Here is a 16,784-nt window from a genome sequence, read left to right as displayed (position 1 = left end):
CCTCAGACCACCGGGGTAAAGCCGTCGATGAGGCCCTGCAGCCAGCCGGCCCAGCGCGACCACAGGCCGCTGACCAGGGCCAGGCCGAGCAGGAGGAGCAGTCCGCCGCCGGCGCGCATGACCGCCAGCCGGTGCCGGCGCAGGAACGCCACCATGCGCGCCGAGGACTTCAGCCCCATCGCCACCAGCACGAACGGCACACCCAGACCCGCGCAGTACAGCAGTACCAGCACCAGTGCGCGGACTGGGTCGCCACCACCGACCGCCAGGGACTGCACCGCGGCCAGGGTGGGGCCGATGCACGGTGCCCAGCCGAGCCCGAAGACGATACCCAGCAGCGGCGCCCCCCACACGCCGGCACGGGGGGAGATGTGTATCCGGCGCTCCCGCTGCAGGAACGGCATCGCCCCCAGGAACGCCAGGCCGAGCAGGATCACGAGCACCCCGAGCACCCGGGTGATCACGTCCTGCCAGCGGAACAAGGTGATACCGATGGTGGTCAGCGCCATCGTGACGAGGGTGAACACCAGCGCGAACCCGGCGACGAAGCCGAGCACGCCGAGCACCAGGCGGGCCCGCGAGCCGCTGCCCTTGCCGGCCGGGTCGGCGCCGACCATGCCGCCCACGTAGCCCAGGTAGCCAGGCACCAGCGGCAGCACGCACGGGGAGGCGAAGGAGACGAACCCGGCCAGCAGTGCCACTGGTGCAGCGGCGAGCAGCGAACCGGAGAAGACGACCTCGGCGAGGGAGCCAGCCCAGGAACCCACGGTGGTCAGGCCTCCTCGGCCAGCGTGTCGTCGATCAGCGCGCGTAGAGTGCTGGGATCGATCTGGCCGAGGATCCGGCCGGCGACCCGGCCGTCCCGGTCCAGCACCACCGTGGAAGGCATCGCGCTCAACGGGACCACACCCTGCATCGCCGCCACCCCTTGGGCGTCACTGTCGTCCAGGCTGGGGTAGGGCATGTCGAAGGATCGCTCAAAGGCCAGGGCGGTGCCAGCATCGTCGGTGTGGTTCACCCCGAGGGCGTGCAGGCCCTCGTCGGCGTAGTCCTCGGCGATCGTGGCCAGGTCCGGTGCCTCGGCCCGGCACGGCGGGCAGGCGGCGTACCAGAAGTTCAGCATGACGACGTCGCCACGCCAGTCTGCAAGGTCGATCTCCTGCTCGTCGTAGGTGGTGCCGCTCAGCTCGACCGGCTCGTTGCGGTCCGCCTCGGCCCAGGTCTGGACCGTCCCGTCACCGGAGACGTACCCGGCGCCGACGTCCTGCGCCTGGTCCTGAGCATCGGAGTCAGCGCACCCGGCCGCCAGCGCGAGCCCGGCCGCCGCGACGACGGCTGTGGTCGCGCGCAGCGCGCGCCTGCCTGCCCGACCCCGGGCTAGGGCGCCCCACAGGGTCATGGAAGTACCGCCGTCGAAGAGTCCGGCAGCAGGTCGCGGCAGGGTTCGGAGTAGTCCAGCGCCACCAGGGTGCCGTCGTCGAAGGTGAGGCTGGTCAGCGAGGCGAGGGTGCACCGGCGCCGACGGGGGTCGTGGATCATCGAGCCTCCTTCCAGGGTGCGCCGCACCACCCAGATCGGTAGCTGGTGGGAGACGAGCACGGCTTCGTGACCGGCTGCGCGGCTTTTCGCCTCCCGGATCGCGGCGAACATCCGCTCCGCCTGCTCGGCGTAGGGCTCTCCCCAGGAAGGTTTGGCCGGGTTGACCAGCTTCGGCCAGTGCCGGGGGTTGAGCAGCACGGTCGGGTCCTTGCCCACAGTGCTGCCCTCGAAGTAGTTCACTGCCTCGATCAGCCGGCCATCGGTGTCCACGTCCAGGTCGAACGCTTCGCTCAGCGGGGCAGCGGTCTCCTGGGCCCGCTGCAGCGGCGAAGCAGCGAGGTAGACCAGGTCCGCCGCGCGCGCGGTGAGTCCACTGGCGACGCGTTCTGCCATGGTGCGACCCCGTTCGGAGAGCCCGAAGCCCGGGCGACGCCCGTACAGCACCCGATCGGGGTTGTCGACCTCACCGTGCCGGAGGAGATGGACAGTGGTACGCACCATGGCTCCAGTCTCGCAAATCTTCCTGAGTGCTCGACGCCACCGCGGGTGGGTCAGGACACAGGGTCGGGCTGGTCCAGTGCGGCGCCGAGGACGGCGAAGATCTCCCCGAGCCGGGCGAACTGCTCCGGCGGCAGCACGTCCACCAGCCGCGCCCGGACGGAGGCTACGTGGTGCGGTGCAGCCTCCACCAGGCGGGCGAACCCGGCATCGGTGAGCACACAGTCCACGCCACGGCGGTCACCCAGGCTGGCCCGCCGAGCAACCAGCCCAGCCTGTTCCATCCGCTGCACCGTGTGGGTCAGTCGCGACCGCGAGGCCACCACCTGGTCGGCGAGCTGGGACATCCGCAGGCTGCGCCCCTCGGCCTCGCTGAGGCGCACCAGCACCTCGTACTCGCTCATCGACAGCCCGGTGCTCTCCTCCAGGTCCCGTTCCAGGGCAGTCAGCAGGGCCCAGCTGCCGCTGAGGAACGCGCGCCAGTGCGCCTGCTGCTCGGCGTCGAGCCACAGTGCGTCCTGGCTCACACCCCTCTCCTTCCCGCAGCCCTTGACAGCAGCGTAGGGGATCACCATAGTAGTTACTACAACCTTCAACTATTCAATATGCAACAACATGAGGAGGATGCAGATGACCGCGATCCCTACGGGCACCTTCGCCATCGACACCAGCCACAGCGAGATCGGCTTCGTCGTGCGCCACTCCGGCATCGCGAAGGTGCGCGGCCGGTTCACCGACTTCGTCGGCTCCTTCACGGTGGCCGAGAACTTTGCCGACTCCAGCGCGCAGGTCACGATCCAGTCCGGTTCGGTGCACACCGGCAACGAGCAGCGCGACGCCCACCTGCGCAGCGCCGACTTCTGGAATGCAGAGGAGAACCCGGAGTGGACCTTTACGTCCACCTCGGTGGAGGGCAGCGGTGAGGAGTTCGTGCTGCACGGCGACCTGACCGTCAACGGGGTGACCCGGCCGGTGGCACTGGAGGCCGAGTTCAACGGCGCCATCGGCGCCGAGGGAGAGGAGACGCTCGGCTTCACCATCGAGACCGAGATCTCCCGCAAGGACTTTGGCCTCACCTTCAACGTGGTCCTCGACGGCGGGAACCTGCTGGTCGGCGACAAGGTGAAGGTCGCCATCGAGGTCGAGGCGGTCCGGGAGCTCGTCACAGCCTGAGTCAGGACCGGCGCAGACACTGCAGCCGGCGCCGCGAGGTCGAACCTCGCGGCGCCGGCTGCAGTTGGTCGACCCGGACCCGCTCAGCCGAGAGCCGCACGTAGCCGGTCCGGGTCGATCCGGTAGTACCCGACCTGCGCGCCGTCGACGAGCACCACCGGCACCAGCTCACCGTATGCCTGGGCCAGCTCGGGGTCGTCGTCCACGTTCCGTTCCACCCAGTCCTGCCCGCGCGCCTCGCAGACTACCCGCACGACCCGTCGTGCGGCCTCGCACAGGTGGCATCCGGGGCGACCGAGGAGCTCTACCCGTGGGTCCACGTAGTCGGGGCTACTTCTTGTTGCGACGCTGGTGGCGCGTCTTGCGCAGCATCTTGCGGTGCTTCTTCTTGGCCATACGCTTGCGACGCTTCTTGATGACTGAACCCACGGGACCTCACTACGGATCTACTGGCGCGAACGGCTCACGCCGGGACGGAACAAGGGCACATCCTACCGGGTCGGCACCGCGCACCACGCCTGGGGCCGCGGCCATGGTCCCGGGCAGTACCGAGCGGGCCGGAGCCTGCCGCCGACCGGCCAGCGACGCTCAGCGTCCGGCGGCCGACCGCCCCTCGCCCCAGGAGTCCAACCCGTCGGAGAGCATCTTCTCCACCGCGGCCTGCGGCACCCGGTACGACTTGCCCACCCGGACCGCCGGAAGCTCCCCGGAGTGCACCATCCGGTACACGGTCATCCGGGACACCCGGGCCATCTCGGCCACCTCGGCGACGGTCAGGAACCGCGGCGCTGCAGTGGCGTCTGCCATGGCCGAGGTTCCTCTCCTGGATCGTGCTGGTACGGACGTGCGGGACCGATGCAGGCCCCCACTGGAGCATCTTAGAGGGTTCTGCTCCAGATAGGGAACTGTTCACCGTTCATTCTGCCGTCATCGGCTCCAGCCCGTGGTGCGGGAAGGCGGTACGACGGGTGGCCATGATCGCCCGGTCCACCGGGTCTGCCGGGTCGTAGCCGTCCAGCCACGGGCGGAAGTCCACGTTGCGTCCCTCCCCCATCCGGGTGGGCACCTCTGCCCCGGTGAGCCGGCGGGCCAGATCCTGCCACGCGGCGGGCACCTCGGTGTCCGGGTCGATCGGCCGGCCCAGACTGACCGCCACCAGGTGGGACCAGGCGCGGGGCACGGTGCTGACCAGGTCGTAGCCACCCCCACCGGTGGCCAGCCAGCGTCCACCGGCATGCTCGGCCGCCCAGCCCGCGATCAGCTGTGCGGCCGCACGCTGACCGTCCACGGAGACCTCCAGCCCGGTCAACGGGTCGCGGGCGTGGGTGTCGCAACCGTGCTGGCTGACCAGCACCTGGGGGGCGAAGGCCCGGACCACCGGCCCAGCCACGGCCTCGATCGCCCGCAGCCAGCCCCGGTCGGAGGTGCCGGCCGGCAGCGGCACGTTGATCGCACTGCCCCGGGCGTCGGCGCTGCCGATGTCCTGCGGGAAGCCGGTGCCCGGGAACAGGCTCTGCCCGCTCTGGTGCACCGAGAGGGTCACCACCCGCGGGTCGTTCCAGAAGATCCGTTCCACCCCGTCGCCGTGGTGGGCGTCGACGTCGAGGTAGAGCACCCGTTCGCAGCCGTTGGCCAGCAACCAGGCGATCGCCGCCGCGAGGTCGTTGTAGACGCAGAAGCCGGCGGCCCGGGAGGGCATCGCATGGTGCATCCCCCCGGCCAGGCTGACCGCGTGCGCCGGCCCGCCCGGGCCACCCGGCCACACGGCACGGGCTCCTGCGAGGGTGGCACCGACGATCCGGGCAGAGGCCTCGTGCATCCCCGGGAAGATCGGATCATCGTCGGTGCCCAGGCCGCGGGTCCGGTCCGGGGTACCGGTGCTGGCCGCCCGCACCGCGCGGACGTAGGCCGCCTCGTGCACAGTGGTGAGCGCAGCGTCGTCGGCGACCGGGGCGTCCACCAGGTGCACCGCCGGGTCATCGAGCAGACCGAGCGCGGTGAGCAGCTCGAGGGTCAACCTCAGGCGGACCGGGGCCATCGGGTGGCCGACACCGAAGTCGTAGCCGAGCAGGTTCTCGCTCCACGGCAGGGTCACGGGCACGGACATGCAGGTCACCGTATCGGTGTTGTCCCGCCCGCGGGCACGTGGTGCGTGGCACAGTAGGCAGCGATCATCGCAAGCGCCGACAGTGCGGAGTGTCGTGGAGCAGGAGCGGGTGCAGCGCGTGGAGGAGGAGGGTCTGTCCCTCCTCGTCCGCGTCCGCGAACGTATCGACGACGTTGCGCACCGCTCTCCTGCCCGGTTGACGATCGCCGTCTTCAGCCTGGTGATCGTCGTGATCACCGGGTTGCTCTCGCTGCCGATCGCCACTGCCGACGGTCACCGGGCCCCGTTCGCCGATGCGCTGTTCACCGCCACCACCTCGGTGTGCGTGACCGGGTTGGTCACCGTGCCGACCGCCACCTATTGGTCCCCGTTCGGGCACGCGGTGATCATGGTCGGCATCCAGATCGGCGGCCTGGGCGTGATGACGCTGGCCTCCATCCTCGGCCTGGCGGTCTCTCGCCGGATCGGGCTGACCCAGCGGCTGCTGGCAGCGGCGGAGACCAAGACGGCTCGGCTCGGCGAGGTCGGCTCGCTGATCCGGGCGGTGCTGGTGACCACTGCGGTGATCGAGGGTGCGCTGATGCTGGTGCTGCTGCCGAGGTTCCTGATGATCGGCTACTCCCCCGGCCGGGCGGTCTGGCACAGCCTGTTCCAGTCGATCTCCATCTTCAACAATGCCGGCATCATCATCGAGGAGAGCCTCGCCCCGTACGTGGGCGACTGGTGGATGTGCCTGCCGATCATCGTCGGCGGGTTCATCGGCGCACTCGGCTTCCCGGCGATCCTGGCGATCACGCAGAGCTGGCGCCGCCCGCGCCGGTGGTCGCTGCACGCGAAGCTGACCGTGGTCACCAGCGCGCTGCTGTTCGTGGTGGGTGCGGTGGCTATCGGCGCGCTGGAGTGGGGCAACCCGGACTCCTACGGCCCGCTGTCCACCAACGAGCGCGTGCTGGCCAGCCTGCTCGCCGGGATGACACCGCGGTCCTCGGGGTTCTCCACAGTGGACGTCGCCTCGATGAGCGAAGGCACCTGGCTGGTGCAGGATGCCCTGATGTTCGTCGGCGGCGGCAGCGCCTCGACCGCCGGCGGGATCAAGGTGACCACGTTCGCCGTCATGCTGCTGGCGATCCGCGCCGAAGCGCGCGGTGACCGGGACATCGAAGCCTTCGGCCGACGGCTGGACCCGGGCGTGGTGCGGGTGGCGATCGCAGTGGCGTTCGTCGGCGCCACGATGGTGGGCGCGGCCTCCCTGGCACTGCTGGTGCTCACCGACCTGCACCTGAACCAGGTGCTGTTCGAGGTGATCTCCGCGTTCGCCACCTGCGGGTTGAGCACCGGCATCACCTCGTCCCTGCCGAGCTCGGCGAAGTATGTCCTGGTCGCGCTGATGTTCGCCGGCCGCACCGGCACGATGACCCTGGCCGCGGCGCTGGCCCTGCGCGACCGTCGCCGCGTGATCCGATACCCCGAGGAGAGGCCGTCCATTGGATAGGAAGTCCGCCCGTCAGGATCCGAACGAGACCGACTACGGGCACGACGCGAGCGTGCTGGTGATCGGCCTGGGCCGGTTCGGCAGCTCCCTGGCCGCCACGTTGGACGGCCTGGGCCGGGACGTGCTGGCCGTGGAGCGCGACCCGGAGCTGATCCGCGCCTGGACCGGACGCATCCCACTGGTGGAGGCGGATGCCTCGAACCCAGACGCGCTGGACCAGCTGGGCGCACGGGACTTCCCGATCGCCGTCGTCGGGGTGGGCACCTCGCTGGAGGCGAGCGTGCTGATCACCGGGAACCTCGTGGACATCGGTACCCCGCTGATCTGGGCGAAGGCGATCTCCGCCGAGCACGGACGGATCCTGCAGCGCATCGGCGCCCACCACGTGGTCTACCCCGAGCACGACGCCGGCGCCCGCGTGGCACACCTGGTCTCCGGGCGGATGCTGGACTTCATCGAGCTGGAGGACGGGTTCACCATCGTCAAGATGCGCCCGCCGAAGGAGACGCACGGTTTCACGGTCGGCGAGGCGGACATCAAGCGCAAGTACGGAGTCACCGTGATCGGGGTGAAGGAACCGGGTCAACCGTTCGAGTACGCCACCGCCGAGACCCGGATCGATGCTGGCGACACGCTGATCCTCTCCGGGGACACCGTGCTGCTGGAGAAGTTCGCCGCCCGCCCCTGAACCCACGTTCGCGAACGCTCTGCTCTGCGGCCGCTGAACCGATTCACGCCGCGAACCAGAGCGTTGGCGGCTGGAGGGTCAGTCCGCCAGTGTCCTGCCGAGCTCGATGGAGCGGGTCCGGGCGGCCTCCACGGCGGCCACCAGCCCGGCACGCACGCCGTGCTCGTCCAGGGCGCGCACCCCGGCGACCGTGGTGCCAGCCGGGGAGCTGACCTTCTCCCGGAGCAGCACCGGGTGCTCCTCGCTCGCGGCGGCCATCGCACCGGCACCGGCCACAGTGCGGGTAGCCAGCTCCAGTGCGGTAGCGCGGCTGAGCCCGCCGAGCACACCGGCCTCGGCGAGCGCGTCGATCAGGTAGAACACGTAGGCCGGACCGGAGCCGGAGATGGCGGTGACCACGTCCTGGTCCGACTCCGGCACCCGCAGCACGGTCCCGGTGCCGGCCAGCAGGCCGGCGACCTGGTCCAGGTGCTCACCGGTGGCGTGGCTGCCCGGGCTCATCACGCTCACTCCCTGACCGATGGTCGCCGGTGTGTTCGGCATCACCCGCACCACGGGGACGGGCTGGTCGAGGCGGGTCTCGAGGAAGGCCGTGGGGATGCCGGCCGCGATGCTCACCAAGACGGTGTCGGCAGCCAGCACCGGGCCGATGTCGGCGAGCACGGCGGAGACGTCCTTGGGCTTGACCGCGAGGACCACCACCCCGGCACCCTTGGCCGTCTCAGCGTTGCTGCCGCCCCAGCGGACGCCGTGTGCAGCTGCCCGCTCCTTGCCGTGCTCGGGCCGACCGTCGGTGACCTGCACCCGGTCCGCACCGACCACGCTCACCAGCGAGGTGAGCACGGCGTCCCCCATCACCCCGACCCCGATCAGTGCCACGTCCACGGTCATGTCAGCTCCTCAGGTTGGTATGCACGGCACGCTACCTGCCCGGGCCTGTCGGTCGCGCGCACTACCGTGTGGGTATGGCTGCTGCTCGCGCTCCCCGCCCCTCCTACCGCTGCACCGAGTGCGGCTGGACCACTGCCAAGTGGGTCGGCCGGTGCGGGGAGTGCCAGGCCTGGGGCACGGTCACCGAGGCCGGAGCGTCCGCCGCTGGTCCACGCACGACGGCGGTCGCATCCGTGACCAGCCCGGCTCGCCAGATCGCCGAGGTCGACGGGCAGGAGGCGCGCTATCGCGCGACCGGGGTCGGTGAGTTCGACCGGGTGCTCGGCGGCGGCATCGTCCCCGGGGCGGTAGTGCTGCTCGCCGGCGAGCCGGGAGTGGGCAAGTCCACCCTGGTGCTGGACGTGGCCGCGCGGGCAGCCGCCGCCGGCCAGCGGGTGCTGTACGTCACCGGGGAGGAGTCAGCCAGCCAGGTGCGGATGCGGGCCGAACGGATCGGGGCGCTGCAGGACGGGCTGCTGCTGGCCGCCGAGACCGACCTGGCCACAGTGCTCGGGCACGTGCAGCACAGCGATCCGGACCTGCTCATCGTGGACTCCGTGCAGACGATCGGGTCGGCGGACGTGGATGGCACCCCGGGTGGGGTGTCCCAGGTTCGTGAGGTGGCAGCCGCGGTGATCGGGGTGGCGAAGCGCACTGCGATGCCGGTGGTGCTGGTGGGGCACGTGACCAAGGACGGGTCGATCGCCGGCCCGCGGGTGCTGGAGCACCTGGTGGACGTGGTCTGCCAGTTCGAGGGCGACCGGCACTCCCAGCTGCGGATGGTGCGGGCGGTGAAGAACCGCTTCGGAAGCACCGACGAGGTGGGCTGCTTCTCCCTCACCGAGTCCGGGATCGTCTCGTTGGCGGACCCGAGCGGGCTCTTCCTGTCCGGCCAGCGCGAGGCGGTGCCGGGCACCTGCGTGACGATCACGCTGGACGGTCGGCGCCCGATGCCGGTGGAGATCCAGGCGTTGACCACCCACCAGGTGGCACCGAATCCGCGTCGCACCACCGCCGGGGTGGACTCCGCGCGGGTGTCGATGACGCTGGCGGTGCTGCACGGACGCCTGAGGGTGGACACTGCGGCGCGGGACGTGTACGTGGCCACAGTGGGTGGCGCCCGGGTGACCGAGCCTGCCTGCGACCTGGCGATCGCGTTGGCCGTGGTGGGAGCGCGTCGCGACATGACCATGCACGAAGGGCTGGTGGCGATCGGCGAGGTCGGGCTGACCGGTGAGGTGCGCTCAGCGATCGGGCTGCCCCGGCGGCTGGCCGAGGCCGCCCGCCTGGGATTCACCAAGGCGGTGGTCCCCGCGGCCGGTGAGCTGGGCACGGTCCCGGACGGCCTCGAGGTGGTGCGTGTGGCAAACCTGCACGAGGCGGTGGCCTCTGCGGAGCGGGTGACGAAGGGCCGCAGCGCCGACCCGGTCCCCCTGCACCGCGTCTGAGCCCTCACCCCGGGTGGGGACCTCGCGTAGAGTGTGCTGCGACCGGCCTGCTCGTGCGGAAGGACCACCTCGGTGCCCGACTCCACCTTCTCCCCGTTGCTGCGGGAGACGTTGCGTGCCGTGGCGCCGGGCACCGAGCTGCGGGACGGGTTGGAACGTATCCTGCGCGGCCGCACCGGCGCGCTGATCGTGCTCGGCTATGACGACGTGGTGGCCTCCATCTGCTCCGGTGGGTTCGAGCTGGACGTGCAGTTCTCCTCCACCCGCCTGCGAGAGCTGGCGAAGATGGACGGGGCGATCGTGGTCGACCAGGGTGCGAAGCGTATCCTGCGCGCCGCCGTGCAGATGATCCCCGACGCCACCATCGAGACCTCCGAGTCCGGCACCCGGCACCGTACCGCCGAGCGGGCCGCGAAGCAGACCGGTTTCCCGGTGATCTCGGTGAGCCAGTCGATGCGCATCGTCGCCCTCTACGTAGGCGGCAAGCGGTACGTGCTCGAGGACTCCGAGGCGATCCTGTCCCGGGCGAACCAGGCACTGGCCACGCTGGAGCGGTACAAGTCCCGCCTGGACGAGGTCTCCGGCACGCTCTCCGCGCTGGAGATCGAGGACCTGGTGACCGTCCGGGACGTGACCTCGGTGGTGCAGCGCCTGGAGATGGTGCGCCGGATCTCCGCGGAGATCTCCGACTACGTGGTGGAGCTGGGCACGAACGGGCGCCTGCTGGCGCTGCAGTTCGACGAGCTGGTCGGTGGCATCGGCCCAGGTCTGGAGCTGGTGGTACGCGACTACCTGGATCCGCGCGGCAGCCGCACCCTGGACGAGGTGCTGGACGCACTGGCGGGTCTGGACTCGGCCCAGCTGATCGACCTGCCGCAGATCGCCCGGATCTTGGGCATCGGCGGTCGGCAGGGGGAGTCGCTGGACTCGGCGATCGCTCCCCGCGGTATCCGGATGCTCACCCGCATCCCTCGGCTGCCGATGTCGGTGGTGAACGCACTGACCGACCACTTCGGCACGTTGCAGAAGATGCTCGCTGCCACCATCGACGACCTCGAGGTGGTCGAGGGAGTCGGCAGCCAGCGCGCCCGCGCGGTCCGCGAAGGCCTCTCCCGCCAGGCTGAGGCGTCGCTGCTGGAACGCTTCTCCTGACCCCCTCCCGCCCCCACCTGCCGCGAACGCTCGCCTTCGCGGCCGCTGAACCGATTCACCTCGCGAAGCGGGGCGTTCGCGGGGCAGGGTCAGGTCAGGGTCAGCGTGCGCCGCTGGGTCACCTCGTCACCGTCGACGGCGATGCTCACCTCGATCTGGTACGTCCCGGCGCGTGCTTCGCGCGTGTCGTCCGGGCAGTCGGCTGCACTGCGCCGCCCGCTCCAGGAGATGGTCGTCTCCTCCATACCACCGACAGGCAGCAGGATCGGCTGCTCCGCCGTACCAGCCGGGCACTGCGCCGTGGTCCAGACGGTGTCGTTGCCGGAGGTGACCTCCAGCTGCAGGGCGTCGTTGCCCACGTCCAGCAGGCAGGGCACCTGGCCGGTGTTCGTGATCGTGATCGGCACCTCCACCTTGGTACCCGCGGCCACCTCGGTGCCTGCCGTGCCGAGCTCGAGCGAGACCGCCTCCGGCAGACAACCGACCGGATTGGCCAGCGCCTCCTCGTCCGGGCCGGTGGGCTCCTCGGTCGGTTCAGCTGACGGCTCCGCACGGTCCGGGCCGAACCGCTCCAGCAGCAGCGGCACACCCCGCACCGCTCCGACTGCCACCCCGGCGACCAGGACGAGTGCGAGCAGCCCGACCGCTATCCGGCGCCGGCGGAACGTGGCCGCGCGCTCCTCGCGTGAACGGCGCGGAGGCCTCCCCCGCCCCGACCCACGGGAGCCGCTGCGGCCGGCACCACCGCGAGCACCGGTGCCACTGCGCCCGCCGGCGCTCCGGGCCGGAGATGGCCCGCCCCCGGACGAGCGCCCACCACCAGAGGCGGTGCGCCCAGCAGTGTCCCTGCCTCGGCCTGCGCCCTGCTTCGTAGCCCCGCTGTCGGTGCGCCGGGTCGGCCTGCCCGCTGTGCGCGTGGCGGTCGTTCCGGTCGCGCGCTTGGTGGTCCCGGTGGTCGCGCGACCGCTGCTGCGTGTGGCGGCGCCCCCGGACCGGTCCCGGACGGCGGGCCCGGTGCGGCCGGCGGGGCTGCGGCGGCGCTCGGGAGCGGGGGTCTTTCTCGGCACGCCCTGACGGTAACCCGCACTGCCGCCTACACCTACGTGCACGCGCCGAGGCGTATCGAGTAGGCGGGAACCAGGGCCCTTAGCGTGACTGCCCAGCCCTCTTCTCCGCTCGCTCTCGGCGCACCCGTTCCTCCTCGGCCAGCACCTGCTGGTGCACGTGCCGCTCCTGCAGCAACCAGGGCGGTGGGTCGGCCCGCAGCGCATCGATCTGCGCGGTGGTCATCGCCTCATCGGCCCCAGAGCGCGCCAGACCGGCGATGGACACGCCGAGCCGTCCGGCAACTACCGGCCGCGGGTGCGGGCCGTCGCGCCGGAGTGTCCGCAACCACTGCGGCGGGTTGCGGTCCAGGTCGGCCAGCTCCTCCCGGGTCATCCAGGCTGCCTGGAACTCCTCCGGCGCGGCCGGCAGGTAGATGCCCAGCTTCCGTGCGGCGGTGATGGGTTTCATCCGCTGCTGCACACTCATCTGTCCTCCAGCTTCTCCGACCGCTGCGGTGCCTCGCTACGGTACCCTGGGCCCGCACCGGATCTCCCCGTACCTCCGTGGCGGCTCCTCGCACTCACTGGGGCAGTATCGCACCGCGGGTACCCTGTCTGGATGCCAGCTGTCGCCTTCCGGCTCGGATACGTGCCGGGCGTCACTCCTGCGAAGTGGGTACGCACCTGGCAGCAACGCCACGAGCTCCCGCTCGAGCTGGTCCCGCTGACCCACCCGGCCGCTGCCGAGGCTCTCGCCGATGGCCATGTAGACGCTGCGTTGCTGCGACCCCCGGTCGACCGCGACACGATGAGCGCGATCCCGCTGTACACCGAGGTGACCGTGGTGGTCGCCGCCAAGGAGCACCCGCTCGCTGCGCTCGACCCCGAGGAGCAGGTCACGGCTGCGGACCTTGCCGAGGAGACCCTGCTGCACCCCCTCGACGACGTCTACGCGGGCACCGAGCACCTCCCCGGCACCGTCCTCGAGCACCGGCCGGCGAGCACGGCCGAGGCGATCCAGCTGGTCAGCGCGGGGACTGGGCTGCTGGTGGCACCGCTCTCCCTGGCCCGGCTGCACCAGCGGCGCGACCTGGTGCACCGTCCGCTCGCCGGAGCACCCGGTGCACCGGTGCTGCTCGCCTGGTGCACCGACCGCACCACGGACGCCGTCGAGGACTTCATCGGCATCGTCCGTGGCCGCACCGTCAACTCCACCCGCGGGCGCCGCCTGCCGGCCGACCCGTCTGCCGGACCGGACCGCACGGCTGACCGAGGCAGGCCCCGCAGCCCCCGCTCGACCCAGGACCGAGGTGGGGCGGCCTCCCCAGGTGGGCACCGCCGTCGACCAGCACCACGGGGACGGCGCGGCCGCCCGCACCGCCGAGGGCGACGATGACCCTTCCCGGACCGAGCGCCCGCACCGCCCTGCGCACGGCAGTGCTGGACTGGTACGACGGCCACGCCCGAGACCTGCCGTGGCGCCGCCCGGAGACATCCGCGTGGGGCGTGCTGGTCAGCGAGGTGATGCTGCAGCAGACCCCGGTGGCGCGGGTGGAGCCCCGGTGGCGGGAGTGGATGGCGCGCTGGCCCACCCCGGTCGACCTGGCCGCCGCGCCGACCGCCGAGGTGCTGCGCGCCTGGGACCGGCTCGGCTATCCGCGCCGGGCGCTGCGGCTGCGCGCGGCCGCCCGCGCCATCACCACTGAACACGCCGGTGTGGTACCTGAGGACGAGCAGACCCTGCGCACCCTGCCCGGCATCGGCGACTACACCGCCGCCGCGGTCGCGGCCTTCGCCTACCGCCACCGGGCAGTGGTGCTAGATACCAACGTGCGGCGGGTGCTGGCTCGCGCTGTACGCGGCGAGGCGCTGCCACCACCCTCACCGCGCCGGTCCGAGGGCGAGCTGGCCGAGTCCCTCCTGCCCGACGACGGCGCAACGGCTGCACGCTTCAGCGTCGCCGTGATGGAGCTGGGCGCCCTGGTCTGCACTGCCCGGTCACCGGGATGCCAGGAGTGCCCGTTGCTCCAGCAGTGCGCCTGGGTGGCCGCAGGCCGCCCCGAGGACCCCCACGCCCATCGACGGCGCACGCAGGCCTGGCACGGTACCGACCGGCAGGCGCGGGGCCGGGTGATGGCGGCGCTCCGGGAGCAGGACCACCTCGCCGCTGCCGACGTGGCCGACCTGTGGCCGGATGCCAGGCAGCGCGAGCGCATCCTCGCCGCACTGGTAGCCGATGGCCTGGCCGCTGTGGAGACCGACGCCGACGGGGTGCCGCTGGCCTACCGACTGCCGGTCGACGAACAGCACTAGCTCAGCGCTAGCAGGCCGCTGCCTGGCGCCCGCTGGTCCGGCCTGGCCGTGGCGCCGCCGGAGGCTCCAGTGACCATCTGCTGAGCAGGGCATTGCGGGGGATGCTCGGCACCGCTAGCCTGCAGCATGTTCATGCAAGGGTGCGTAGATACCTATTCTCGCACCGGACCGGACGGGGGAGAAGAAGTGTCGAATAACGACCAAGGCGCAGCGGACCAGGGACACAGGACCGGGCTCTCCCGGCGGCGGGTGCTGGCAGCGAGCGTGGCAGCGGGCCTGGGCACTGCCGTGACCGCCGCGCCGGCAGCGGCCAGCGAGCGGGCACGCGCCCCCGGCAGCGGCGGCCAGGACCAGCGCTTCCCGGGACCGTGGCAGCGCGGCAAGCTGCAGGCCTCGGAGAACGGACGCTTCCTGCAGCATGAGGACGGCACCCCGTTCTTCTGGACGGCGGACACCGCGTGGCTGCTGCACAAGCTCTCTCGGGAGGAGGTCCGGCAGTACTTCGAGAACCGGCAGGAGAAGAAGTTCAACGTCGTGCTCCTGCAGGTGATCCCGGCGAACCTGGAGTACCAGGACTACTACGGGAACTCACCGTTCCTGCGCGAGAACGTGCGCCGGCCGAACCCGGCCTACTGGGACCACATCACCCACATGGTCGAGGAAGCCGCCCGTGCCGGGATCTACATGGCGATGAACGCCGTCTGGCGCAACATCGTCAAGGACGGGCTGATGGACGCCCGAGAGGCGGCCTGGTACGGCCGCTGGCTCGCTCGCCGCTACCGGGACTACCCGAACATCGTCTGGCTGATCGGCGGCGACTCGGTCGGCTCGCAGCAGATGGACGTGTGGTTGAGCCTGGCCGAGGCCATCCGGCAGACGGACCCGGACCACCTGATGACCTACCACCCCAACGGCCGGTTCTCCTCCTCCACCTGGTTCCACAACGAGTCCTGGCTGGACTTCAACATGTTCCAGTCCGGGCACCGGAACTACGAGCAGACCTATGACGGCGTCTCCCCCACCTACGACAGCATCGACGTGCCCACGTACTGGAAGGGCGAGGACACGTGGATGTACGTGCACGAGGACTACGCCCTCTACCCACCGAAGCCGACGCTGGACGGCGAGCCCAGCTATGAGCACGTGCACCAGGGACTGCACGACTTCTCCACCCCGTTCTGGGACGATGCGGACACCCGCCGGTACGCGTACTGGTCCGTCTTCGGCGGCTCCTGCGGGCACACCTACGGCAACGGTGGGGTGATGCCGATGCACGTCCCCTCCGACGGGCCGGTCAACGGCTACGACGTCTCCGAGTACTGGTACGAGACGATGGACGACCCGGGCGCCGGGCAGATGCAGCACCTGCAGAACCTGATGCTCTCCCGACCGTACTTCCAGCGCATCCCCGGCCCGACCTTGGTCAGCGGGGACCCGGGGTACCGGTACGACCGGGTGGTGGCCACCTACTCCGAGCAGTACGCCTTCGCCTATATCCACACCGGCCGGTCCTTCTCGCTGAAGATGGGCAAGATCTCCGGTGACCGGGTGGTGGCATGGTGGTACGACCCGAGGGACGGGAGCGCCACCCGGATCGGGGAGATCGACAACTCCGGGGTACACACCTTCGACCCGCCGGACGAGCCCGGGGAGAGCAACGACTGGGTGCTCGTCCTCGATGATGCCTCCCAGTCCTTCGGCGTGCCGGGGGAACCGATCTACGACTCCTGACGGCGACCGGGCGCCGGTGGCGTGGCCGCCGGCGGGCGCACGGTGGCCGCGGGCTGCCCCGGTAGGCTGCATCGGGACGACCTCGCCCCGTCGAGGGTGCGTCCAGAGGCCGAGCGGAGCAGGAGAGGCGCGTGCAGGTGGACGAGGACGAGGACGCGGCGCTGGAAGACGTGGCCATCGCCCGCGCTCTGCGCGCGCACACCCGCACCCTGCTGCTGATGTGTGCCACCTGCCTCGTCCTGGCCCTCGTGGGCGCCGGGGCGCTGAGCATGGCCGGTGTGCACCGCACCGACCTGCGGGTGCTGGCCGGACTGACGATGCTCGGCGTCGCCCAGCTGTTGGCGATCGTGGCCGCCGTGGTCGCGGCGCTGGGATGGCTGACGATCGCCCGAGGCGTCGGCGACCCGGGCAGCCGCACCAGCCACGACGCCGCGCGCCGCCAGCTACCGCAGCAGCAGACGATCCGCACCGCCCGCCGCCTGGCGGTCCTGCTGCGGGTGGTCGTGGCCCTGGCCGTGGTCGGGGTGACCGGGTGGGCGATCGTCGACATCAGCGCGGTCCTGGGAGCAGTGGTCGGAGCAGTGCTGCTCGTCCAGGTCGCGGTCGTGCTCGCGGTCGTGCGGGTGAACGTGCTGCTGCGCCCGAGGCTGCCCTGACCATGCCCGCC

The 16,784-nt window shown here is 71.2% G+C and carries 20 protein-coding genes; 9 read left to right on the top strand and 11 right to left on the bottom strand.

Annotated features, from left to right (window positions below; all coding sequences use genetic code 11):
- Window positions 1-2: 2 nt before the first annotated feature.
- Genes K338_RS0105385 through K338_RS20695 form a run of 4 tightly spaced genes read right to left on the bottom strand, consistent with a single transcriptional unit; the run spans window position 3 to window position 2,564 of the window.
- Entirely contained in the window at window positions 3-767 is a 765-nt protein-coding gene (locus tag K338_RS0105385; protein WP_022917156.1) for a cytochrome c biogenesis CcdA family protein, read from the bottom strand.
- A 5-nt stretch (window positions 768-772) separates the two neighbouring features.
- Window positions 773-1,399 (bottom strand): TlpA family protein disulfide reductase, encoded by a 627-nt coding sequence (locus tag K338_RS0105380; RefSeq protein WP_022917155.1) that lies wholly within the window; start codon window positions 1,397-1,399, stop codon window positions 773-775.
- Window positions 1,396-2,040, bottom strand: a complete 645-nt coding sequence (locus K338_RS0105375; RefSeq protein WP_022917154.1) for a histidine phosphatase family protein — start codon at window positions 2,038-2,040, stop codon at window positions 1,396-1,398. Before K338_RS0105375 ends, K338_RS0105380 begins: the two co-directional genes overlap by 4 nt.
- A gap of 50 nt (window positions 2,041-2,090) precedes the next feature.
- Window positions 2,091-2,564 (bottom strand): MarR family winged helix-turn-helix transcriptional regulator, encoded by a 474-nt coding sequence (locus K338_RS20695; RefSeq protein ID WP_022917153.1) that lies wholly within the window; start codon window positions 2,562-2,564, stop codon window positions 2,091-2,093.
- A gap of 103 nt (window positions 2,565-2,667) precedes the next feature.
- On the opposite strand from K338_RS20695, the gene K338_RS0105365 reads away from it, so the two are divergent.
- Window positions 2,668-3,210 carry a YceI family protein gene (locus K338_RS0105365; protein WP_027286471.1) on the top strand — a complete coding sequence of 181 codons (543 nt, stop codon included), beginning with the start codon at window positions 2,668-2,670 and terminating at the stop codon, window positions 3,208-3,210.
- A gap of 83 nt (window positions 3,211-3,293) precedes the next feature.
- Here the strand turns inward: K338_RS0105365 and K338_RS0105360 are convergent, their stop codons facing one another.
- The 4 genes from K338_RS0105360 to K338_RS0105350 form a co-directional block, all read right to left on the bottom strand.
- Complete coding sequence (locus tag K338_RS0105360) at window positions 3,294-3,530, bottom strand: glutaredoxin family protein (RefSeq protein WP_022917151.1); 237 nt, start codon at window positions 3,528-3,530, stop codon at window positions 3,294-3,296.
- A gap of 10 nt (window positions 3,531-3,540) precedes the next feature.
- The gene (locus tag K338_RS24965) at window positions 3,541-3,639 is read right to left on the bottom strand and encodes a 30S ribosomal protein bS22 (RefSeq protein ID WP_084480631.1); all 99 of its coding nucleotides are present in this window, start codon (window positions 3,637-3,639) and stop codon (window positions 3,541-3,543) included.
- A gap of 159 nt (window positions 3,640-3,798) precedes the next feature.
- Window positions 3,799-4,017: a helix-turn-helix domain-containing protein gene (locus K338_RS0105355; RefSeq protein ID WP_022917150.1), complete on the bottom strand. Its 219-nt coding sequence runs from the start codon at window positions 4,015-4,017 to the stop codon at window positions 3,799-3,801.
- A gap of 109 nt (window positions 4,018-4,126) precedes the next feature.
- Window positions 4,127-5,317, bottom strand: coding sequence for an acetoin utilization protein AcuC (locus tag K338_RS0105350; RefSeq protein ID WP_022917149.1), 1,191 nt, complete (start codon window positions 5,315-5,317; stop codon window positions 4,127-4,129).
- Here K338_RS0105350 and K338_RS0105345 point away from each other — a divergent pair.
- Together K338_RS0105345 and K338_RS0105340 are read left to right on the top strand one after the other, a co-directional pair.
- The gene (locus K338_RS0105345; protein ID WP_084480629.1) at window positions 5,316-6,809 is read left to right on the top strand and encodes a TrkH family potassium uptake protein; all 1,494 of its coding nucleotides are present in this window, start codon (window positions 5,316-5,318) and stop codon (window positions 6,807-6,809) included. The genes K338_RS0105350 and K338_RS0105345 overlap by 2 nt on opposite strands.
- On the top strand, window positions 6,802-7,497 hold the full coding sequence (locus K338_RS0105340; protein WP_022917147.1) for a potassium channel family protein: 696 nt from the start codon (window positions 6,802-6,804) through the stop codon (window positions 7,495-7,497). Before K338_RS0105345 ends, K338_RS0105340 begins: the two co-directional genes overlap by 8 nt.
- Before the next feature lie 78 nt (window positions 7,498-7,575).
- Here the strand turns inward: K338_RS0105340 and proC are convergent, their stop codons facing one another.
- Window positions 7,576-8,388 (bottom strand): pyrroline-5-carboxylate reductase, encoded by an 813-nt coding sequence (gene proC / locus K338_RS0105335; RefSeq protein ID WP_022917146.1) that lies wholly within the window; start codon window positions 8,386-8,388, stop codon window positions 7,576-7,578.
- 74 nt (window positions 8,389-8,462) lie between these two features.
- Here proC and radA point away from each other — a divergent pair, with 74 nt between their 5' ends.
- Window positions 8,463-9,875: a DNA repair protein RadA gene (gene radA, locus K338_RS0105330; protein ID WP_022917145.1), complete on the top strand. Its 1,413-nt coding sequence runs from the start codon at window positions 8,463-8,465 to the stop codon at window positions 9,873-9,875.
- A gap of 72 nt (window positions 9,876-9,947) precedes the next feature.
- A complete protein-coding gene (disA, locus tag K338_RS0105325; protein WP_022917144.1) occupies window positions 9,948-11,027 on the top strand; it encodes a DNA integrity scanning diadenylate cyclase DisA in 1,080 nt (359 codons plus the stop codon).
- A gap of 89 nt (window positions 11,028-11,116) precedes the next feature.
- On the opposite strand, the gene K338_RS24315 is transcribed toward disA, so the two are convergent.
- On the bottom strand, window positions 11,117-11,614 hold the full coding sequence (locus K338_RS24315; protein WP_157612231.1) for a hypothetical protein: 498 nt from the start codon (window positions 11,612-11,614) through the stop codon (window positions 11,117-11,119).
- Window positions 11,615-12,173: 559 nt separating this feature from the next.
- A complete protein-coding gene (locus K338_RS0105315) occupies window positions 12,174-12,560 on the bottom strand; it encodes a DUF5997 family protein (RefSeq protein ID WP_022917142.1) in 387 nt (128 codons plus the stop codon).
- Window positions 12,561-12,692: 132 nt separating this feature from the next.
- Here K338_RS0105315 and K338_RS0105310 point away from each other — a divergent pair, with 132 nt between their 5' ends.
- The 4 genes from K338_RS0105310 to K338_RS0105295 all read left to right on the top strand — a co-directional run bounded on the left by K338_RS0105310 (window position 12,693) and on the right by K338_RS0105295 (window position 16,773).
- The gene (locus K338_RS0105310) at window positions 12,693-13,469 is read left to right on the top strand and encodes a LysR substrate-binding domain-containing protein (RefSeq protein WP_022917141.1); all 777 of its coding nucleotides are present in this window, start codon (window positions 12,693-12,695) and stop codon (window positions 13,467-13,469) included.
- Window positions 13,466-14,386, top strand: a complete 921-nt coding sequence (locus K338_RS0105305; protein ID WP_022917140.1) for an HhH-GPD family protein — start codon at window positions 13,466-13,468, stop codon at window positions 14,384-14,386. The genes K338_RS0105310 and K338_RS0105305 overlap by 4 nt, the downstream gene beginning before the upstream one ends.
- 186 nt (window positions 14,387-14,572) lie before the next feature.
- On the top strand, window positions 14,573-16,117 hold the full coding sequence (locus K338_RS0105300) for a glycoside hydrolase family 140 protein (RefSeq protein ID WP_169579519.1): 1,545 nt from the start codon (window positions 14,573-14,575) through the stop codon (window positions 16,115-16,117).
- Between the two features lie 131 nt (window positions 16,118-16,248).
- Window positions 16,249-16,773 (top strand): hypothetical protein, encoded by a 525-nt coding sequence (locus tag K338_RS0105295; protein ID WP_022917138.1) that lies wholly within the window; start codon window positions 16,249-16,251, stop codon window positions 16,771-16,773.
- Window positions 16,774-16,784 lie beyond the last annotated feature (11 nt).

The sequence above is a fragment of the Ruania albidiflava DSM 18029 genome, from assembly GCF_000421225.1.
In the GTDB taxonomy this organism is placed as follows: Bacteria; Actinomycetota; Actinomycetes; order Actinomycetales; family Beutenbergiaceae; genus Ruania; species Ruania albidiflava.
Note: the sequence above shows the minus strand (reverse complement) of the source record. Positions and strands in the feature narration are given on the sequence as shown.

Bases quoted from the DNA above. Each gene is read 5' to 3' on its own strand.
- K338_RS0105380 (WP_022917155.1), bottom strand. From the start codon at position 1,399: ATGACCCTGTGGGGCGCCCTAGCCCGGGGTCGGGCAGGCAGGCGCGCG.
- K338_RS0105375 (WP_022917154.1), bottom strand. From the start codon at position 2,040: ATGGTGCGTACCACTGTCCATCTCCTCCGGCACGGTGAGGTCGACAAC.
- K338_RS0105365 (WP_027286471.1), top strand. From the start codon at position 2,668: ATGACCGCGATCCCTACGGGCACCTTCGCCATCGACACCAGCCACAGC.
- K338_RS0105355 (WP_022917150.1), bottom strand. From the start codon at position 4,017: ATGGCAGACGCCACTGCAGCGCCGCGGTTCCTGACCGTCGCCGAGGTG.
- K338_RS0105345 (WP_084480629.1), top strand. From the start codon at position 5,316: ATGCAGGTCACCGTATCGGTGTTGTCCCGCCCGCGGGCACGTGGTGCG.
- K338_RS0105350 (WP_022917149.1), bottom strand. From the start codon at position 5,317: ATGTCCGTGCCCGTGACCCTGCCGTGGAGCGAGAACCTGCTCGGCTAC.
- proC (WP_022917146.1), bottom strand. From the start codon at position 8,388: ATGACCGTGGACGTGGCACTGATCGGGGTCGGGGTGATGGGGGACGCC.
- radA (WP_022917145.1), top strand. From the start codon at position 8,463: ATGGCTGCTGCTCGCGCTCCCCGCCCCTCCTACCGCTGCACCGAGTGC.
- K338_RS0105315 (WP_022917142.1), bottom strand. From the start codon at position 12,560: ATGAGTGTGCAGCAGCGGATGAAACCCATCACCGCCGCACGGAAGCTG.
- K338_RS0105310 (WP_022917141.1), top strand. From the start codon at position 12,693: ATGCCAGCTGTCGCCTTCCGGCTCGGATACGTGCCGGGCGTCACTCCT.
- K338_RS0105305 (WP_022917140.1), top strand. From the start codon at position 13,466: ATGACCCTTCCCGGACCGAGCGCCCGCACCGCCCTGCGCACGGCAGTG.